This window comes from Mycobacterium sp. SMC-4, assembly GCF_025263265.1.
In the GTDB taxonomy this organism is placed as follows: Bacteria; Actinomycetota; Actinomycetes; order Mycobacteriales; family Mycobacteriaceae; genus Mycobacterium.
Genome location: NZ_CP079869.1, coordinates 3674727 through 3694024 on the forward strand (window position 1 = coordinate 3674727; position 19298 = coordinate 3694024).

Consider the following 19298-nt stretch of genomic DNA (forward strand, 5'->3'; position numbering starts at 1 on the left):
GGTCACGGTGCCGCCTCCACATCGGGCCGGACGTCATTCGGCGCCGGCACGTACACCGGGCGTGGTGTCGGTTCCGGGACCGACGCCAGTTCCGGGGCAGGTTCGGCAGGCGGACCGGGTGGTGGACCACCCGGCGGGGGGGCCGGTGGTGGCTCCCGGTAGGGATATCGCGGATCGCCGGGGTTCCCGGTGATCGCGTCGGGCAGCGTCAATCGTGGCTCGCCGCCCTGGCCGGTCCGTGGATACGGTGCCGGCAGTGCCGGGCTGGCTTGTTGGCCCACCGGAGGGTCTGACAGTTCGGACGGCAGCAGCACATTCGGGTCCAAGCCGAGGTCGGAGAACGCCGCGTCGATGAACGGCTGCAGGAACTGCCCGGGTAGCAGGTTGGCGATGTAGGCCTTGAAGAACGGACCCGACGAGACGGACTCACCGAGCGACATTGCGTACGAATTCAGCCGTTTGATCGACTCCTGCACCTCGGTTCTGCGGTTGTCCACCAGCGTGAGCACCCCGTTGAGCTTCTCCAGCGCGGGCTGCAGCGTCTCGCGGTTCTCCGAGATGAACCCCTTGATCTGCTGGGCCACTGCCGAAACGCTTCGACCCACCTGGTCCAGCGCCGCGCGCTGGGTCTGCAATTCGACCAGCAGGGCATTGCTATCGGCGATCAGATCGACTACCTGACCCGTGCGGTCGGCCAGCACAGCAGTCGCCTTGTTGGCGTTGCTCAGCAGGTTGCGGAGTTCGTCGTCCCGCTTGTTCAAGGTTGCCGTGAACCTCTCGACGCCATCGACCGCGACTCTCAGATCCGGTGGGGTATCGGAGAAAGTCTCTGCCAACACACGCAACGAGTCCGACACTTGGTTGGTGTCGAGCCCGCTGATGGCTGTGGTGAGGTCACCGAGCGCCTCGGGCAGCTGGTAGGGCGCCCGAGTGCGTTCCAGTGGGATCGGACCTTGCTGGAGGTCCTCGCCCCGCGGAGTCAGTTCCACTACCTTGGCACCAAGGATCGTTTGCGTCTTGATCGCTGCTTCGCTGCGGTCACCGAGGTGGACATCTGGCGCGAGCCGGAAGTTCACCATCACCTGCGGACCGGTCAATTCCACGCTAGTCACCCGTCCGACATGGAGGCCGGACACCTGAACATCGGAACCTGAGGTGATGCCACCGGCTTCGGCGAAGTATGCGGCGTAGTTGTTGCCCTTGTTGAGAACCGGAAGCTTGTCATACTGCAGCGCGGCTAACGTGGCCCCCGCCATCACCGCAATTCCCAACACGCCGACGGCGAGGGGGTGTCGTCGTGCCCGAGAGATCATTTCGGCGCGCACCTGCCGGTAGACTGACCCGCCATCTTGACATACACCGGTTGACCACCTTTGCCGTTGAGCTTGAGCACGATGTCGCACAGGTAAAAGCTGAAGAAGTCGCCGTACAAACCTTGCCGCCCGAGCGCCCGGTACGCGTCCGGCAGGGTCGCCAACAGTTCGTCCACGTACTCGTGGTCGGCCACGACCAGGCCCGCCGTCCGATCCGTCTCGGCCACCACCTTCGTCAACGGCGGACGTGCCGCATCCAGAAGCTCGGCGATCGATCTTGCCGCTGAATCAGCGTGTCCTACCGCCGAACTCAGGTCGTTCTTGCGCACCTGGAGGGTGCTGACGAGCTCAGCCAGGGCATCTACTCCCTTGTCCAACTGGCTACTCTGGTCGCCGAACGATCCCAAGACCGTGTTCAAGTTGGTGACGACCTGGCCGATCAACTCGTCGCGGTCGGCCAACGTGTTGGTCAGCGCGGCAGTGTGCGTCAGCAGCGAACCGATGGTCGCACCCTGTCCTTGGAATGCACGGATCAACTGCCCACTCAAGGCATTGACTTGATCGGGATCCAATGCACGGAACAGTGGGCGGAATCCGCCGATCAGCGCGTCGAGATCCAGAGCGGGCGCTGTTTGGTCCACACCGATGGTGTCCCAGGGTTCGAGGGTCTGGGTGCCGCCCGGCCCCTCCTCCAGACCGAGGTAGCGACCGCCGATCAGATCGTCATAGCGGATGGCTGCGCGACTGCCGTCGGTCAGCACCACCGAATCGTCGGCGGTGAACTCCACCACCAGGGTGGCGTCCGGTTGCAGCGAAATCGCCTTTACCTTACCGACTTCCACCCCGGCCACCCGGACGAAGTTCCCGCTTTGCAAGCCACTGACGTTGCTGAACACGGCACGGTAGGTCACCTCACGCTGGAAACGCAGTTCGGCGAAGACCGCAAACATCGCAAACAGTCCGGTAATGCACACCGCCAGGAATGCGCCCAGACGCCAGAGCACGTGGCGCAGGTCAGCTCTCATTGCAGCGCTCTTCTTTCACTAGGACGTCCCGACCGCTGGCGGCGGGGCGTGCGGTTCACTGCCGGGTGGCGGCGGACCCGGCTCCCGGGGCTGTCCGGGTGGCGGCGCGGGGGGCAGACCCGGCCACAGCGGGGTGCCATCCGGTGCGTACAGCTGCGCCCCGTACGCCGGCGCGCCCGGATACGGAACCGGGCCGGGCGCGGGCGGCCCGAGGTTGCGAATGCTCGGCGGCTCAGGCACCGCGCGTGTAGCCGGCAGATAGTTGGCGTAACCGGGGAAGCCGATACCGGGGTTGGGACGGATGTCCAGGCCGGTGCCCCACCCGGTGTTGGTGATGAGCTGCCGTTGCGGGAAGTTGTCATCGACGATGGGCAGCGACCCGCAGCCGGGCTGTCCACCAGGTCCGCCCTTGGCGCCGACGATCGGCAGATTCTGCGGGTATCGGTACTGGTCGTCGCCGAGCAGCAGTGCAACGTCGGTGGTGACCGACCTACCGTTGATGCCTCCGGTCACGTCGTAGCCACCGTTTTCCAGGAACCAGTGGCCGCCGACCAGCATGCAGGTCAGCTGCGGGTTGTACTTCATCACCAATCCCGTCGTCGGCTCCAGCACATTGACGGCGTCGACCAAGTTGTCCTTGTTCGGACCAATGAGATCGATTCCGGATCGGGCCATTCCGGTGACGCTGACCAGGAGGTCATCAAGGTGAGCGGAGTTCTCGGTAACCGTGACGGCGGTGGTAGCAGCGGCGTCGAGCACGGCGAGAATGTCTTGTGCAGCGGCACTGTAGGTGTCGCTGAAGCCCTCGATGGCGCGCCAGTCATCCCGGATGATCTCGCTACGACTGTTCAGCGCGGCGAGCACCGTGTCGGCGTCGGAGGTAGCGCGACCGATGGTCTCGCCTTCGCCGCGGACACCCTCTGCGACCGCAGACAGCACCCCGTTGAGTTTGACCGGATCGATCCGCTTGAGTACCTCGGTGAGGTTTTGGAACACCGTATTCACCTCGGTGCTGACGTTCTGTGCCGGGATCACCGCGCCAGCAGTGAGCCGCGGTTGTACCGGGGTGTCCGGCGCGATCAAGTCGACGTACTTGGCACCGAATACGGTGGTCGCCTTGATTTGTGCGGCCACATTGGCCGGGATGTACCGCACCTGCTTTGGATCGATCTCCAGATCGAGCCGTGCCGACTCTACCCCGCCCTCCACGGCGCTGACTCGGCCGATCTCCACGCCCCGCATCTTCACTTTGGCGCCGGATTCCATCACCAACCCGGACCTTTCCGAGGTAACGGTCACCCGCACGACCGGAGTGAACGACCGGGTGAACAATGCCCACGTCAGCGCAACCATGGCAGCGATGACGGCAAAGAGCACGAAAGTCCACCACCGTGGCGCCAATCTCTTGTCCTGGCGCAGCGAATCCATGTGTCACCCCGAGAGATTGAAGTTTCCGGATTGGCCGTAGATGGCCAGCGAGACGAACAACGTCACGATCGACGCGACCACCAGCGAGGCCCGCACCGCACGGCCGACGGCTTCGCCCACGCCGGCCGGACCGCCCGAGGCGGTGAACCCGTAGTAGGTGTGCACCAGCATCACCACCACGGCCATCGAAATCGCTTGCAGGAAAGACCATAAGACATCGACCGGATTGAGGAAGGTGGTGAAGTAGTGGTCGTAGACACCAGTGGACTGACCATAGAAGAACGTGGTGCCCAAGCGCGCGGCCACAAAGGCCACCTGCACCGAGATGCAGTACAGCGGAATCACCACCAGTACACCGGCCAGTACTCGAGTGGAAGCCAGGTAGGCGATGGAACGGATACCCATCACCTCCAATGCGTCGATCTCCTCGTTGATCCGCATCGCCCCTAGTTGCGCCGTGGTGCCCGCGCCGACGGTCGCCGCCAACCCGATACCGGCCACCAGCGGCGAGGTGATGCGGACGTTGAGGAATGCCGAACTGAAGCCGGCTAGTGCCTCGACCCCCACGTCGGCCAGCTGGTTGTAGACCTGGACCGCGATCCACGACCCGGCGGACAGCGTCAGGAATGCGACGATGACGAGGGTTCCGCCGATGATGGCCAACGCCCCGAGACCGAGGCTCATTTGCGCAATCAATCGTAGTAGTTCGACGTTGTATCTGGTCAGGGCATCGCCCATGCCTTTGAGCGTGTGCCCGTAGAATTGAGTCTGGCGGCCCAGCCGATCCCAGCCCTCCAGCCATCCGGTCAGTGTCCGCCGGATACGCGGCAACGTCGGCGTGCTGGGAGTCATAGCGTCACCTTGACCGCGACGGCCGTGGCGATCACGTTGATCACGAACAACGCCATGAATGAGAAGACCACCGTCTCGTTGACGGCGGTGCCGACCCCGGCCGGCCCACCCCCAACCGACAATCCCTTGTAGCAGGCGATCATTGCCGCGGCCAGACCGAAGATCGATGCCTTGACCAGGCACACGATCACCTCCGGCACCCCGATCAAAAGTGTCAGACCGGCCACGAAGGCCCCCGGCGTCACATGTTGGACGTAGACCGAAAAGAAGAACCCGCCGACTATGCCGACGATGGTCACCACAGACGCCAGCAGTAGCGAAACCACCGTTGCAGCAAGCACTCTGGGTACTACCAGCGCCTGGATCGGGTCGATACCCAGTACCCGCATTGCGTCAATTTCCTCACGGATGGTGCGAGATCCGAGGTCTGCACACATTGCGGTGGCTCCCGCGCCTGCGATCACCAGCACGGTCACAATCGGCCCGATCTGCGTGACCGCACCAAGGGCGGCACCGGTACCGGAAAAGTCGGCAGCGCCGATCTCGACGAACAAGATGTTGAGGGTGAAGACCGTCAGCACGGTGAACGGAATTGCCAACATGATGGTCGGCACGATCGACACCCGGGCCACAAACCAGGTCTGCACCAGGAACTCCCGCCAGGCGAACGGAGGCTTGAACGTCGCCGTCAGGGTGTCGAACGCCATCAGGAAGAAGTCACCGAGTGCACGCACCGGCTTGGTCGCCGCGGCATAGGCGATGGTCATTGGCGCACCGCCGACCGGATGACCACCGAGATCGTGGCCCCGAACTCACTTTCGGTGTCTCGCCGCAGCTCATCCATCCTGCATCCACCCTCCACCAGACTTTACCGGCCAGCCGGTAAAGTAGCTCGAACGTAGGCCGCGCCGGCAAAGGCTGTCAAGGGTCATCTGCCGTCTGACCGATGAGTCTGGATGTGATCCGCCGCGAGAACCGCGGCTTCATCAGGCCGCACTCGCCGCTCCGCCGTCCACCTCGAGAACGCTCCCAGTGAGGTACGCCCCGGCCCGTGACGCGAGGAACTGCACTGCGCCGACGATGTCGTCTGCCCGCCCGGTCCGCCCTAGCGGCACCGTCGAGAGCAACTCAGCCCGCGTCGTCGCGTCGTCGAGGGCGAAAGCGCTCATCCGGCTCGGAAAATAGCCAGGAGCGATGGCATTGACCGTGATGTGCTCCTTGGCGAGTCGCCCGGCAAGATGGCGGGTCAGCATGTGCACGGCGGCCTTTGTCGCGCTGTACGGGTAGTTCTCCACCGCGGTGACCCGATGGCCGGCCAGCGAACCCACGTTGACCACGCGGGCGGGGTCGTCCGCCGAGGCCGCCCGCCGCAGCGGCACCAAAAGTGTTGTCGTCAAACGGAACAGTCCGATCAGGTTCACATTGGTGAGTTTGTGCCATGCGTCGTCAGGAAAATCATCCAGCGGCGCGCCCCACGTCGCGCCGGCATTGTTGACCAGTAGGTCGAGTCGGCCGTCGAACTCGGTGGCCACCGCCTTGGCGATGGCTGCACTGCCCTCGGGCACGCCCACGTCGGCGACAATCGACACACACTGTCCGCGCGAGGACAGCTGCGCGGCCACCGCCTCCCCCGCTGCGGCGCGACGTGAGGCGATGACCACCCGCGCCCCCGCGTCGACCAGCCCGGTGGCGATCATCTCGCCGAGACCCGCCGATCCCCCGGTGACGACGGCGGTCTTACCCGTGATGGAGAAGATCCCGGCGTTCACAGCGTCACCGAGAACCCGCCGTTGACGCCGACCGTCTGCCCGGTGATCCACCCGGCGGCCTCGGACGCCAGGAAACAGATCATCGCCGATCCGTCGGCAGGCTCACCGATACGCCGGATCATGTAGTGCTCGAGCACCTTTCGGTGCACTCGCTCGTCGGCGAGCATATCGGCGGTCGCCGGTGTGTACGTCGCGCCAAGAGCCACGGAGTTCGCAGTGATCAGATGGCGCCCGCCGATCCGGGCCAGTGCCCGGGTCAGCCCGGCTGCGCCGGCCTTGGCGCCCGAGTATGCTTCCAAACCGTTGCCCTCGCCCATTCGCCCGGCATCGGAGATGACGGTGACGATGCGCCCTCCCCGGCCCGCACGCACCATCTGTTCGACGGCATGGCGCCCGCAGTTGAGGACACCGCCGAGGTTGACCCGCACTGACCGGTCCCACTGCTCAGGAGTTTGCTCCCAGAACGGCACCGACGGCGGGTGGGTGCCGCCGCCGCCCTGATTGCCGGCGTTGTTCACCAGGATCCCGACCGGGCCGAGTTCGCGTTCGACGCTCGCGAACATGGCGCCGACTTCGTCGAAGTCACCGACGTCGGCCGGTGCGGCGATAGCTGGCACCCCTGATTCGCGAATCTCCTTGGCAACGCGCGCGGCCCGGTCGGCATCGATGTCGTTGACGGCTACCCCTCCGGCACCCAGCCGGGCAAGGTCGTGCACGATTCGATATCCGACGCCTTGCCCGGCGCCGGTAACCACGGCAACTCGGCCGGCCATATCCATGCCGATGACGGCCTCCTCCGCCTGGACTGCGGCTTCCTCACTCATCCTCAGCGGCCCTTCCATATCGGTGCTCTCTTCTCGGCGAACGCCGCCAAGCCCTCCTTGAAGTCCTCGGACACCAAGACTGGTTCGATCAACGGGGTTTGCAGTTCCCAACTCTCCCGGTCGCCCCATTCCTGGGAGCGACGCACCACCGCGGCACTGGCTTGAACCGCCACCGGCCCGTTGGCCGCGACCTCCTCGGCCAGTTCGAGGGCAACCGCACGGGCCTGGCCGGGTTCGGTCAGCCGATTGACCAGGCCCAGGGTGTGGAATTGCTCAGCGCTCAAAGGTTTTCCGGTGATCGCCAGTTCCATGGCACGGTGATACGGAATGCGCCGCGGCAGGCGGAACAGGCCGCCTCCCATCGCGGGCACCGCCCGGGACGCCTCGGGTAGCCCCATTGTCGCGTCTCTGGCGGCCACGATCAGATCGCAGGCCAGACACAGTTCCAGGCCGCCGCCGAGGGCGTGTCCTTCCACCGCGGCGATCACCGGTTTCGTCGGGGGTTCGAGCATGATGCCGCATCCGCCGCGCCGTTCGGTGCGCGCGATCTCGCCGCGCGCGGCGGCCTTCAGATCCTGGCCTGCCGAGAAGGTTCCGCCCGCCCCGGTCAGAACGGCAACCCGCAAGGCGGGGTCCGCCTCGAAACTGTCGACCGCAGCTTCCATCGCACGTGCGGTTGCCAGGTCGAAGGCGTTGCGGTGGTGCGGGCGGTTGATGGTCAGCACCGCGACATGGCCGACGCGCTCGAGGAGGATCAGCTCATCGGGGCTCTGCTCGGCCATCACGCTGCTCCCCCGGCGCGTGGGCCCTGATACAGCGTCACCACGCAGGCGCTACCCAGACCGTGGTTGTGTGACAAGGCAGTACGCGCCCCGGCAACCTGACGGTCACCTGCCTCTCCGCGCAGCTGCCACACCAACTCGGCGCACTGTGCCAGCCCGGTCGCCCCGAGCGGATGCCCTTTGGAGATCAATCCGCCTGACGGGTTGACCACCCAGCGTCCGCCGTAGGTGGTGGCACCATCATCGGCGAGACGACCACCCTCGCCTTCAGCGCACAATCCCAACGCCTCGTAGAGCAACAGCTCGTTGATCGAGAAGCAGTCGTGCAGCTCGATCACATCAAGATCCACCGGGCCCAGGCCGGTTCGTTCGTAGACCTCGTTAGCAGCTCGGCGGGAGGCGTCGCGCCCCACGACGTCGAAAGCGCTTTCCGATTCAAACGTCTCCGCGGTATCGGTGGTCAGCGCCTGCCCCGCGATATGGACCGCCCGGTTCTCCATGCCGTACTTGGCGACGAAGTCCTCGGAGGCCACGATCGCGGCGGCCGAACCATCCGAGGTGGGCGAGCACTGCAGTTTGGTCAGCATGTCGCAGACCTGGGTCGAACCCATGATCTCGTCGAGCGAGTACACCGTGCGGAACTGTGCGCGTGGGTTTTTCGCCGAGTGGCGGTGGTTCTTCTCGGCCACCTTGCCGAATTGCTCGGCGGTGGTTCCGAACCTCTCCTGATGCTCCAGACCGGCGTTTCGAAACAGCTCCAACATGGGCGGTGCGCCGCTGGCCGGCCGGTGCCGGGCGGCCACCTCCAGGAAGGGCTGCACGGGACTGGCGATATCCGGATAAGCCATGTTCCCAAGTGATCCCGGCTTCATCTTCTCGAAACCCACCGCCAGCACGCAATCGGCGGCCCCGCCTTCGACGAGTTGTCGAGCGGCGAACAACGCCGAGGATCCACTGGCGCAGTTGTTGTTGACGTTGAGCACCGGGATGCCCGTCCGGCCGAGGCCGTAGAGAGCCCGCTGGCCGGCCGTCGAGTCCGCGTGCACATAGCCCACCAGAGCTTGCTCGATATGCGGGTATTCGATCCCTGCGTCTTGGAGTGCCTCACTGATCGCGGCGCCGGCCAATTCAGGGTAATCGGCGGACGACTCGCCGGGTTTGGTGAACGGCGTCATGCCGACGCCGATGACGTGAGCGGTTCTCATCGGTTCGTTATTCCTGCCCTTCGGGTGCAGTGGAGGTGGAAAACCAAGTGCCGGTGGGGTCTTCGATGTGAGCGTTGCGTATCTCGGTGCGCAGCACCTTGCCCATCGGAGAGCGAGGCAGCTGCGATCCGACCCGGAGTGCACCAAGCTTCTTGACCGGCCCGAGCTTGTCGCGGGTCCAGGCCACCAGCTGCGCACCCGAGACGGTCTTGCCCGGAGTGGGCACGATCAGTGCCAGCGGCGTCTCTCCCCACCGGTCGTGCGGGATCCCGACTACCGCGGCTTCTGCCACCGCCGGGTGCGCAGCGAGAGCCTGTTCGAGTTCGGCGGGCCAGATGTTGAATCCACCCGAGATGATCAAGTCTTCCTTGCGTCCGGTCAGAAACAGAAAGCCGGCTTCGTCGAGGTAGCCCATGTCGCGGGTGAGCACCGCACCGTCGGGCAGGAACCGCGCCTTGGTCGCTTCCCCATCACCCCACACGCCGGCGAATGCGGTGGTGGTACGCGATGCGATCTCGCCTACCTCACCACACGGCAGTTCGTTGCCATCCTGATCCACGATCAGCAGTTGCGACCCGGGAACGGCTTTGCCCGCCGACGCCAGCCAGCGGCCGTCCTCGGCGACGTGGTCGGCCGGACTGAGGAAGGACAGGGGCGCTCCCTCACTCTGCCCGTAGATCTGCATCAATACGTCACCGAACGCCGCCCGCGCGAGCCGCAAAGTCTCTGCGGTGATCGGCGATCCGCCGTAGGCGATGCAACGCACACTGCTCAGGTCGGTGGTCGCCACCGTCGGATGGGTCGCCGCGGCATGGATCATGGTGGGAACGCCGAAGCTGAACGTGCACCGTAACTCGCTGAGTTTCGTCAGATAGGCACCGGCGTCGAAGCTACGCATCAACGCAATCGATCCGCCGGTGCTGACGAACGCGGGCATCGGCATCACGCTCGCGTGGGAAAGTGGGCCCGCGGCCAGGTAGCGGTCCTGCGGGGTGAATGCGGGCAAGATTCTGGCCGTTTCGGTGCCGACGGCCGTCCATCCCGCCACGTCGTGGAAGATCGCTTTGGGCCGCCCGGTAGTGCCGGCCGAGAATCGGATGGTCTGCGGCCGGTGGGGTGCAGTGTCGACCTGCGGATCGTGTGTCGACGCGGCGCCGAGAACGTCTTCGTAATTCGATGCGCCTCCGGAGGGGCGATGCTCTGCTGGGCCGTCACAGATCAACACGTGCGACAACCCCGCGACCCGGTCCAGATGCGGTGCGATCGTCGCGTGGTGCGGTTGGCCGACGATGAGAGCCGATGCGCCGATCGCGGTCAACAACTCTGCATTGATCTCGGGCGTGTTGTGGGTGTAGAGGGAGGCGCGGACGAAACCGCCCAGTGCGATGCCGAAGATCAACTCGAGCGCCTCGGGCGAATTGTCGGTGAGCGTCGCCACCCTGTCGCCGGGCTTCAGCCCGAGGTCTGCCAGCGCCTGCGAGAGCCGACAGGCTCGCTGATAGCAGTCAGAGTATGTCTGTACGCGATCGTCACAGATGAGCAGCGGATTGTCGGCGAACCGCTCTGCTCCCCGGCGGATCAGCGTCGTCAGATCCATCACCGGCTCCTCTCGTGAGTGTTGCCGACTCGCATCTCGCGGTCGGTTTCGACGCTATGAGCAGGCGACGGGAGCGCCAATGGGATGAGAGGCCACCAGCTGGTGGGCACCGGCCACATATGTGACGGGCGTCATACCTTCGGGTCGGGGGCAGTTACCATGAGCACCGTCCCGCAGAGCCGCGGCGCTACAGGATGTGAGGTACCGGTCAATGGTCTTGAACACCGTCGAGGTCGAACGGGTGACCACCTGCGGCCTGAATCCGGCCGAGGGCCGCGAGTTGTGGACCGAGCTGCTGGTGTCGTACGAATCCGACTTCGACTGCAGCTTCGCACCGACATGGGTGACCGGATCGGCACTACGAGCACGCACCAACCGTTTTCAGTACGTGTCGTGGCGATGTGACGGTACCGGCTATCGGCGGACGTCACGCCATATCCGCAACGACGGAGACCGGAGCGCGCGTCTGCTGGTGGCCCGCAGCGGGTGCCTGACGGTCTGCTACGACGACAAGACCGTGCTGGTTCGGGCCGGTCAGGCCTATCCCGTGTCGATGGCCCGTCCCATGTCACTGAGCAACGACCCGGGATCGGAGATCCTGGTGCTGGGCCTTGATTCGGAGACGGTTGCGCGCCGGTTGTACGACCTCGGTGGGCCGGCCCAGCCCATCGACCTGCGCACCGGTCTGGGCAGTTCGGTACACGCGTTGCTGACCAGCCTGGTCCGGGAGTCCGAGGTATTGGCCGCACACGAGTTCGACGCCGTCGCCGACCGCCTGATCGATCTGTTCACACTCACCCAGGAGCGCATCACCGCCGATACCGCTCCGGGCCGGCTCGGCGAAGTGGCGCGGGCCGCCCGCCGCTACGTCCAGCAGCATCTGGGCGAGCGCAACCTTTCGGCCACCCACATCGCGACGGCCCTCGGCTGGTCGCCGCGGCAGGTGCAGCTTGCCCTCAAGCACGCCGGCACGACCACGAACAAGATGATCAAGGACGAACGGCTCAGCGCAGCGTACGCCGTTGTGGTGGCCCCGGGCGCCCACCGATCCCTCACCGAGTTGGCCGCCGAACTGGGCTTTGCGACACCGAGTGCGTTCAGCACGGCGTTTCGCCAGCGTTACGGACTCAGCCCGCGGCAGTTGCGCGACCAAACCCGGCGCGCAGCACTCAACGACGGTGAGCCGCGGCTGCCAGCAGGCTGAGATCAGCGTCGCCGGGAATCGGCCCGTCGGACAAGATCGGTCCACCGTGACCGACGGTGAGCGTCGGCCACAGCCGGTCGAACGGCACCGTCGCGAAGTCCGCGGCGGCCGCCAGCCCCCGCCCTGGGCTGGCGTGCTGGGGGTATCCGAGCCCGGCGAAATTCTCGGCACCGCACAACACCGCCGGCACGCCCGCCGTCTCGAGTCTGCGCAACATCGGGCTGTGCGCGTCGGATAGCTCTTCGACGCGCTCTTCGCAGACCCCCGGTTCGGAAGACTCCCACACCAGGATGCGGTCGGCACCGGCGGCCACATAATGACCGACCAGCACGCCGAGCAGATCGCCGACGTCGGCGAGCAGGTCCGGCAACTCCGACTTCGGCGTCGAAAATGCCTGTGCCAGAGCCTTAGTCAGAACTCCCGGGCCGCTGAGAGAGGCAGCCACCGGCTGAGCCGGATACAACCTGGCGAGCACGGTGGTCAACTCCAAGGCCGCGGAGAGAATCGGGGTCAGGGCCAAGTCGACGTCGATGACCTGTGCGGCCGAGGTCACCGAACCGGTCACCGCATCGGCCTCGGCCCGCGGATCGAAGTGGGTGACCACCCAGTCCGGTCGCACCAACGCGACCGCTTCCCGCAGGCAGTACGCCCAGCGTGTCGGGTCGGTTCGCCAGCACGGCTCGGTACCGCTGATACGCGCCGCGACTTGGTCGAGGACCGGCGCGAACGCCGGCGTGCCGTGGGCGGTCATGTGCCGGCGACCGGCTCCGACCAGTCCCACGAGCCCAGGTAGCCGAGCGGGGCCGGGGGTTGCTCGCGACGCCAGGTGGCGACGAAGTCATCGTAACTGGCACCCCGGGCGAGTCGGTCCCGGCGGGCTTGCGCCCGGGCCGCAGCGGTGCCATCGGCATCGAGTTCCCCGCGATCATCCCAGGCGGTGTGGTAGACGTCGCGAGCAACCACCTCGCTGATCAGTCCGCGGCGCAGATCCTTCATCACCTCGACCGGGTCACGCTCCAACGGGTCACCGTAGCCCGCCCCGCCACCGACTCGCTGAATCCAGATGTCTCCCTCGGCAATCGGGTCGGCAGCCTGCACCGGGTTGCTGACCTCATAGGTTCCCGGCAGCGGCTGATCGCGCAGCAGATCGCGGGCGTCGTAAGTCAATCCCGGTGCCCCACCGGCCATCCACTCGAGCACCGCGTCCACCCCGCCCTCGGGTCGCACCCGAAGCAGCGGAATGCACGGGCCGGCGTATCCGCCGAACAACCCGCCGGTCACCGGGAATTTCCCGCCCATACTGGTGATCCCGAAGCCGAACAGCTGGCTGCCGTACAGCATGTACGCCCATTCCACCGACGCCCCGCCGCGGTACTTGCCGAAGCCGTGGTTGTCCGGCGGAATGCGGCGCCACAGGCACAGCACCGGAATCTCGTTCTCCCGCCACTCGATCTCCCCCCAATCCGACACCGGCGCGAACACCGGACCGGCCGCGTGCTCACCGTCCTCATCACACCGGGCGCCGCCGCCGGCCGCATTCATCTCGGTCGACACATTCGCCGTCAGCTGCCCATGCTGGGTCAGCCCGCCGTATTGCAGCGTCGGGATCATCGCGTACCAGGGCGCCATCGGTCGAACACTGCCCGGATTCGCGAACAACGCCTTGGTGACCGCCGAATGCAGTGCGGCGTTGAAACAGAACATCGTCATCAGCGACAGCGACGTCGGCTGTTCGGCATCGGCGGTCACGATGGAACCCGGTTCCAACTCGAAGTCCAGCGCGGAAATGAACCCTGCCGTGCGGGGCAGATCGGCGAACAGGAAGTTCATGAACAGGTTACCGACCATCGCCCGAGTGAAGTGGGCCTGCGCGTTGAGTGCCCGGTCGATCGACGGCGCGGAGCCTCGGGTGCGGACGGTGAGCCGATCGCCGCGTTTTTCCAGCTCGACGCTGATTTTGAACAACCGTTCTTCCAGCAGTGTGGTGTCAGCGAACTGGATACCGCGGTAGACACCATCGGGCCATTCCGAGATACGCCGTCGCACTTCGGTTTCCGTAGATTCCAAGACTGTCCGCAAAGTAGCGATCAGCAGGTTTGCCGACCGCTCTGCCATGAAGTCGTGCATGCGCTGCTCGACCATCCGAACGGTCGCCAGCTTGGAGCGGAAGTCTGTGAGCCACAACAACGGATCACGGACCTGGTTCTGGAACAGGTTGATCAGGTCACGGCGGAACGTGTAGTTCTCGCCGACCTTCATCGGCGGGATCCGAACCCCTTCACCGTACTTGGTGGTCGCACGCAACGCGAAACCCCCGGGGTCGACCGCGGCACCGTTTTCACCCTCGTGCACGATGGCGCTGATCCACGCAATGTGTTCACCCTGCCAGTACAACGGGATCAGCAGCGTGTGGTCCGGGTTGTGGGTGCCGCCGTAGTTGGCGTCGTTGTGGTAGAAGATGTCACCCTCGGTAACGCCGACGGTGGGTTCCTCGGCCCAGTACCGGTTGATGAACTTCGGCACCGGCGATGTGGTCGCCGAGAACATGTTGACACCGCCGGAACTGGCCACCGCGAACTCGCCTTCACGGGTGTATATCCCCACGATCAGATCGCCGTATTTGGCTGCCGGCGAGGCGCAGATCTGCTCCAGCATTTCCATCGCCGACTCGAGTACCGCCTCGATCCGACTCAGCGCCACAGTGATATCGGTCGGGTCGGTGATCGACCGCATCGCCTCGTCCTCGCGCGCGGTACGCAACCGCAGCCGGTGTTCGGCGGTGATAGCACTATCAGGACCGTACATCACCGGCTGGTTGTTGATCAGGTCGGTGAGAAACTCGCGCGCGGCCGCGGCGGAATCGATCGCTGTCATCGAACGTTCTCCTGTCGCATCCGAAAGAAGCCATAAGGATCCATCTCGCCGGACCAACCGGGTTCGACGACGATGGTGGTGTCGGCGGATTCGATGACCGCCGGACCGTTGATCCGCTGGCCGGCCTCAAGCGCGGCGTAGGCGTACAGATCGGTATCCGCCGGTCCGTCACGCCACACGCACCGCCGTGATCCGGTCCAGGCCGACCCATCGGCCCCCGCAGTGCCCACTCGCTGCACCGGCTGCGCCGCCGGACGGGGAATCCACGCGCGCAACCTGATCGCATCGATCGAGATGCCCACCTCCCGGGTGAGTGCCAGATCGCCGAACCGGTCGCCGTACTCGGCGAAGTACGCCCGGATCACGGCCGCGACATCGGTCTCGCTGTTCAACCGTTTCACCGGGCTGGCGATGGTGATCACGAACAGTTGGCCGGTGGAACGCATGTCCAGTTCGACGGCGATCTCGACATCGTCGGCACCGAAGCCCTGGCCGGCGAAATCCTGGTAGGCCCTGGTCTCGAACTCCTCGACCACCGAGTTGAACACCGAGTAGTCCGACAGCACCTGCTTGATCAACGGGTTGAACAACACCTGCCAGACCGACTGCTCGTAGATGTGCAGGCGCTCGAGGCCGGCGGCACCGGTCGCGGAAAACACCTCGCTGTGCGGGGGAACCACGACCTCGCTGGCATTGAGGGAGCCCGCGTAGCCGCAGGCGTGTAGCGGTCCGCCACCGCCGAAGGAGAACACGGTGAACTCGCGGGGGTCGTAGCCCTTGACGGTGATCGATTTGAACAGCTCCGAGCCCATCGCCTCGTCGACGACGCGGCGGATCCGCAACGCTGCCTCGGAGACCGAAATACCGAGGGGCTTGGCGATCCGTCGTTCGATGGCGCGCTCGGCTCGACGCAGGTCGAGCGGCAACTCACCGCCGTGGTACCGCTTGGGATCGAGGTAACCCAGTACCAGGTCGGCATCGGTGACCGTGGGCTCGGTGCCGCCCTGCCCGTAGCAGGCCGGACCGGGGTCTGAACCCGCGGACTCGGGACCGACCACCACGCCGGCCACCGGGTCCAGACGTGCGATGGACCCGCCGCCCGCGCCGATGGCCGAGATGTCCATCATCGGCACCTGAACGCGCCAGCGGTCGATGACCGGATTGAAATCGTAGAACCGCACCGATCCGGCAACCACCATGCCGACGTCGAAGGACGTGCCACCCATGTCGGTGGTCACCACTCGGTCGAAGCCATGTGCGGCGGCGACATGGCGCGACCCGTACAGGCCGGACACCGGGCCGGCGTGCACGGTATGGATCGGGGTGGTGGCGGCCAGCGTGCCCATGCCGCCACTGTTGTGCACCAACAGCAATTCACCGCGGTAGCCGCGCCGCCGCAACTCGTCACGAAGACGGGACAACCGGTCTGCGGTGAACCGGTGCAAGTAGGCATTGATGGTCGCGGTCATGGCACGGGCGTACTCACCAGACCGCCGCGAAATCTCGTGCGTCAAGATCACCGGAAAACGGCCAAGATACGTAGTCGGATACTCACTTTCGATGACTTCGCGCACCCGCAACTCGTGTTCGGGATTGACATGCGAATTCAGCAGGGACACCACGAAGCCACGTACCCCCTGGTCCACGAGGTCCTGTACGCGGTCTGCGACTTCGTCGTCGCGCAACGGGATGAGGATCCGTCCGTATGCGTCGACGCGCTCGGTCAACACCGCGATGTGCTCCGGCTCGATCAGCGGTTCAGGTCGGCGGGCCCGCGGTAGGTCACGGGTGACCTGCGCGGGAAGACCGTCAGCCCACTGCCGGCAGCGCCCGATCGGCACGGTGTCCTCGTGACCTGCCGTCGTCAGTAGGCCCAGTCGGGGGCCGTTGCGTTCGATCAACGCATTGGTGCCCAATGTGGTTGCATACCTGATGGTCTCCGTCTCAGCCAGCAGCCCATCGGTGTCGCGGCCGACGGTCGCGGCAATGGCCTCGATCGCCCGGAAGAACCCGAGTGAGAGATCGTGATGGGTGGTGAGCGCCTTGGCGGTCCGGGGGCCTGTCGGCCAGTCGCCGGTCGCCACACAATCGGTGAAGGTGCCGCCGATGTCGACGTTGATCTCCATGTGCTCTCCTATGCCTCGGCTGCCGCGCCATGCTTGGCGACCAGCGCATCGACGTCGACGTCCATATCGCGGGTGAGGGGATGGCCCGGCGGAAGATACTCGGTTTCCACCTGGGTGGCGCAGCCCGGGCAGTAGAACTCGACGATGCGGCACCACTGTGGATCTGGACAGTAGCCCCGCTCACCGGGCAGGCCTGCCGGATAGATATCGCCGGGATCGCGGTCGTACAGCAGCAGGCCTCGCTTGTAGTCGCCGTCGGCCGAGCCCAGATCCTGCCCGCACCGCAGGCACACCCAGCGCCGAGCGCCTACATCGATGCCCAGGTACTCGGTCATCGTGACGATTCCGCTCATAGCCCGTCCTTCCCGGATCCTTCGCGGCGCAACCGGGATGCTCCGCGCTCATCGATGGTCAGGCTCCACCCCGGCGGGACGACACAGGTAGAAGCGCCACCGTCCACCAGTGCGGGTCCGACCTGCTTGAAACCCGTCGGCGCGTGCCGCTGTTCGATTATCGGGGTGGGCAGCAAACCGTAGTTCTCCCAAAAGACTTCGGTGCTTTCGGGGGCAGCTGCCGGATTGCGCCCGGTCATGCCCGCCGGGGTGGCCCGGGGCAGCTGATAGCGTCCCTCGACCGCGACGTAGCAGCGCCCATCTCGGGTGGTGAGCGACGTTCGGACCTGCACCGACTCAGCGCTGTACCCCTCGCCCCGCATGTCGCGCAGGACGGCTTCGCGCAGCACCGGCCGAGGGTCGGGTTCACCGGGTTCTGCCATCGGCGCCTCGCGACGGTGCACGATGTCGACGGTCGAGGCGCCGTAGGCGGAGAACACCGGTGCATAAGGCATCACCAGAACGTCCCGGATGCCGGCGGCTTGAGCGATCGCCGCGCAATGTGTCGGTCCGTTTCCACCGAAGGCCAGTACGGTGACTTCGGTGGGGTCGATGCCCCACGCCTGCAACTGTTCGGCCAGTTGTCGGCCTGTTTCGCGGTGCAGGGTGGCGCGCACCCGCGCGGCGGTCTGCACGACATCGAGGCCCATCGATGCGGCGAGATGCTCATATGCGCGGCGTGCCGCAGCCACATCGAGTGGCATCGACCCACCCATGAATGCCTCCGGTCGCAGGATGCCCAGCACGGTGTCGGCATCGGTGACCGTGGGCTCAGTCCCGCCCAGGCCGAAACAGGCCGGTCCGGGATAGGCGCCGGCACTGCGCGGACCGACGCGCAGGTCACCGGCGTCCATCCAGGCGATCGAACCTCCGCCCGCCCCAAACGGTTCCAGCTGTGGCAGTGGCAAGGATACTTCGACACCGGCAACCACACCGTGGTCGAGCATCCGCACCGCGCCATCGGCGACGACGCCGACGTCCAAGCTCGTTCCACCCATGTCGAGCGTCACCAGGATCTTGACGCCGTAGCTGCCGGCGATTTCACGGGCACCCAGCAGGCCCGCCATCGGACCCGAGTTGTAGGTCTTGGCCGCGATCGTGCGGGCCACGCGGGCCGCACCGCCGTCGTTGTGCACGATCAGCAGTGGCCGACGGTATCCCAGCGAACGCAGGTGATCCTCAGCGCGGTAGAGAAAGTCGGCCGCGGACGGATGGACGTAGGCGTTGAAAAGTGCGGTGGCGATACGTCGGTGCCCGTCGGAATCCGGGGCCACTGCGCCGGCGGCCAGCAGTGGGACCGCGTCGAGGCAGTGCCGGGGATAATTTTCCAGGAACACCTCGGCGATCCGGTCGGCTGAGTGATCTTCGGTGCCGGTGTCTCCGGCGGCCACCACCAGGCCACGGGCCCCACGGTGCAGCAGATCCCTGATGGGCCCCAGCACAGTGGCTGCGGTGTCGGCGGCCCTGGCTCCCGGCGGGAGGTCCAACTCGGCGACCATGTCCGGGTCGACGAAAACACCTACACCCGAGGCACTTCCGGCCGCCTGCGCGCTCAGCAGACCGAGTCGGGGCCCGGTCCGTTCGATCACCTGGTTGGTCCCGACGGTGGTGGCGTACCGCACAACCTCGGTCGTTCGCAGCAATTCCTCGGTACTTACACCGACTGCATCGGCGGCCGCCTGCAGGATCGCACGGAAACACACCAGCAGATCATGGGGAGTGGTCAGTGTCTTCACGGTGTGGACCTGGCCATCGTGGATCACGAAACCGTCGGTGAAAGTCCCGCCGGTATCGATACTTATCGTCGTCACTGTCATAGCGACCCTTTCGCCGGATCGTCGCGAAGTCTCGTCGGGATCAACCTTCGTGACGGACACAGCCAGGAACAATGTCGTACCCGGCCACAG

16 protein-coding genes are annotated in these 19298 nt (G+C 65.6%); 1 reads left to right on the forward strand and 15 read right to left on the reverse strand.

Annotation, left to right across the window (positions count from 1 at the left end; genetic code table 11):
• Positions 1–2 precede the first annotated feature (2 nt).
• The 10 genes from KXD98_RS17325 to KXD98_RS17370 all read right to left on the reverse strand — a co-directional run bounded on the left by KXD98_RS17325 (position 3) and on the right by KXD98_RS17370 (position 10795).
• Positions 3–1313: an MCE family protein gene (locus tag KXD98_RS17325; RefSeq protein ID WP_260759593.1), complete on the reverse strand. Its 1311-nt coding sequence runs from the start codon at positions 1311–1313 to the stop codon at positions 3–5.
• Entirely contained in the window at positions 1310–2338 is a 1029-nt protein-coding gene (locus KXD98_RS17330; protein ID WP_260759594.1) for an MCE family protein, read from the reverse strand. Before KXD98_RS17330 ends, KXD98_RS17325 begins: the two co-directional genes overlap by 4 nt.
• Before the next feature lie 18 nt (positions 2339–2356).
• The gene (locus KXD98_RS17335; protein WP_260759595.1) at positions 2357–3766 is read right to left on the reverse strand and encodes an MCE family protein; all 1410 of its coding nucleotides are present in this window, start codon (positions 3764–3766) and stop codon (positions 2357–2359) included.
• A 3-nt stretch (positions 3767–3769) separates the two neighbouring features.
• Positions 3770–4618, reverse strand: coding sequence for an ABC transporter permease (locus KXD98_RS17340; RefSeq protein WP_260759596.1), 849 nt, complete (start codon positions 4616–4618; stop codon positions 3770–3772).
• Complete coding sequence (locus KXD98_RS17345) at positions 4615–5385, reverse strand: ABC transporter permease (RefSeq protein WP_260759597.1); 771 nt, start codon at positions 5383–5385, stop codon at positions 4615–4617. The genes KXD98_RS17340 and KXD98_RS17345 overlap by 4 nt, the downstream gene beginning before the upstream one ends.
• A gap of 219 nt (positions 5386–5604) precedes the next feature.
• Positions 5605–6387, reverse strand: a complete 783-nt coding sequence (locus KXD98_RS17350) for an SDR family oxidoreductase (RefSeq protein ID WP_260759598.1) — start codon at positions 6385–6387, stop codon at positions 5605–5607.
• Positions 6384–7211: an SDR family NAD(P)-dependent oxidoreductase gene (locus KXD98_RS17355; protein WP_260759599.1), complete on the reverse strand. Its 828-nt coding sequence runs from the start codon at positions 7209–7211 to the stop codon at positions 6384–6386. Before KXD98_RS17355 ends, KXD98_RS17350 begins: the two co-directional genes overlap by 4 nt.
• Positions 7212–7213: 2 nt before the next feature.
• A complete protein-coding gene (locus KXD98_RS17360; RefSeq protein WP_260759600.1) occupies positions 7214–7993 on the reverse strand; it encodes a crotonase/enoyl-CoA hydratase family protein in 780 nt (259 codons plus the stop codon).
• Complete coding sequence (locus KXD98_RS17365; RefSeq protein ID WP_260759601.1) at positions 7993–9198, reverse strand: thiolase C-terminal domain-containing protein; 1206 nt, start codon at positions 9196–9198, stop codon at positions 7993–7995. Before KXD98_RS17365 ends, KXD98_RS17360 begins: the two co-directional genes overlap by 1 nt.
• Before the next feature lie 7 nt (positions 9199–9205).
• Positions 9206–10795 (reverse strand): class I adenylate-forming enzyme family protein, encoded by a 1590-nt coding sequence (locus KXD98_RS17370; RefSeq protein WP_260759602.1) that lies wholly within the window; start codon positions 10793–10795, stop codon positions 9206–9208.
• Between the two features lie 211 nt (positions 10796–11006).
• Here KXD98_RS17370 and KXD98_RS17375 point away from each other — a divergent pair, with 211 nt between their 5' ends.
• On the forward strand, positions 11007–11999 hold the full coding sequence (locus KXD98_RS17375) for a helix-turn-helix domain-containing protein (RefSeq protein ID WP_260759603.1): 993 nt from the start codon (positions 11007–11009) through the stop codon (positions 11997–11999).
• Here the strand turns inward: KXD98_RS17375 and KXD98_RS17380 are convergent.
• The 5 genes from KXD98_RS17380 to KXD98_RS17400 are packed head-to-tail and all read right to left on the reverse strand — an operon-like array spanning position 11965 to position 19208.
• The gene (locus KXD98_RS17380; RefSeq protein WP_260759604.1) at positions 11965–12780 is read right to left on the reverse strand and encodes a hypothetical protein; all 816 of its coding nucleotides are present in this window, start codon (positions 12778–12780) and stop codon (positions 11965–11967) included. The genes KXD98_RS17375 and KXD98_RS17380 overlap by 35 nt on opposite strands.
• The gene (locus tag KXD98_RS17385; protein ID WP_260759605.1) at positions 12747–14873 is read right to left on the reverse strand and encodes a hydantoinase B/oxoprolinase family protein; all 2127 of its coding nucleotides are present in this window, start codon (positions 14871–14873) and stop codon (positions 12747–12749) included. Before KXD98_RS17385 ends, KXD98_RS17380 begins: the two co-directional genes overlap by 34 nt.
• Positions 14870–16999, reverse strand: a complete 2130-nt coding sequence (locus KXD98_RS17390) for a hydantoinase/oxoprolinase family protein (protein ID WP_260759606.1) — start codon at positions 16997–16999, stop codon at positions 14870–14872. Before KXD98_RS17390 ends, KXD98_RS17385 begins: the two co-directional genes overlap by 4 nt.
• Positions 17000–17007: 8 nt before the next feature.
• Positions 17008–17352 (reverse strand): acetone carboxylase subunit gamma, encoded by a 345-nt coding sequence (locus KXD98_RS17395; protein ID WP_260759607.1) that lies wholly within the window; start codon positions 17350–17352, stop codon positions 17008–17010.
• Positions 17349–19208 carry a hydantoinase/oxoprolinase family protein gene (locus KXD98_RS17400; protein ID WP_260759608.1) on the reverse strand — a complete coding sequence of 620 codons (1860 nt, stop codon included), beginning with the start codon at positions 19206–19208 and terminating at the stop codon, positions 17349–17351. Before KXD98_RS17400 ends, KXD98_RS17395 begins: the two co-directional genes overlap by 4 nt.
• Positions 19209–19298 lie beyond the last annotated feature (90 nt).